This window comes from Streptomyces sp. WM6386 (assembly GCF_000972385.1).
Lineage (GTDB): Bacteria > Actinomycetota > Actinomycetes > Streptomycetales > Streptomycetaceae > Streptomyces.
Window position 1 is genome coordinate 1 of the sequence record NZ_JXTE01000401.1, and the last position, 564, is coordinate 564.

The 564-nt window shown below is 68.1% G+C and carries 1 protein-coding gene; it reads left to right on the plus strand.

Annotated features, from left to right (window positions below; genetic code table 11):
- The coding region (locus TN53_RS41940; RefSeq protein ID WP_046264157.1) for a LodA/GoxA family CTQ-dependent oxidase at nt 1-564 on the plus strand (564 nt) is incomplete at both ends.

A 564-nucleotide genomic window follows, 5' to 3' on the forward strand; every position in this document is an offset into this window, starting at 1 on the left:
ACCCGGACGTGTACGAGCCGGGCGACCTCACCCGCAGCCTGTGCGCGCCGTGGCAGTACGACTTCCGCGACTGCGGGTGCTTCTACTGGGCCGCCTCGAAGCCCGACGTCACCAGCAGCTCGAACGGCAGCGTCCCCCAGATGAACTTCCTGCGCGAAGACCGTACGCCGGTGCCCGATCTGGACACGGACGCGCGCGACGCGGCCTCCCCGCGCGGCGTACGCACAGCGCTGGAGTTCACGTACCCGGGGCTGATCACGAATTGGAACGTGCTGCCCGTGGTCCTCAACGACCGCGAGGACGACAGCAAAGGCATCCCGGCCCCTTCGTCCGTCGTGCCGCTGGACCGGCCGACGGTCATCGAGAGACTGAAGAAGCTGGCCAAGGTCGAGCACGCGCTGTGTGTGGAGTATCTGTTCGCCCACTACTCGCTCGATGCGCCGATGCGACTTCCCGCGACCCCGAGCGATGTCACCAGGAAGGTGTACGCGGCCGCCCAGGAGGTGTTCGCCGTCGCCGTCGACGAGATGCGGCACCTGCGGGGGGTCAACGAGGCACTCGGGA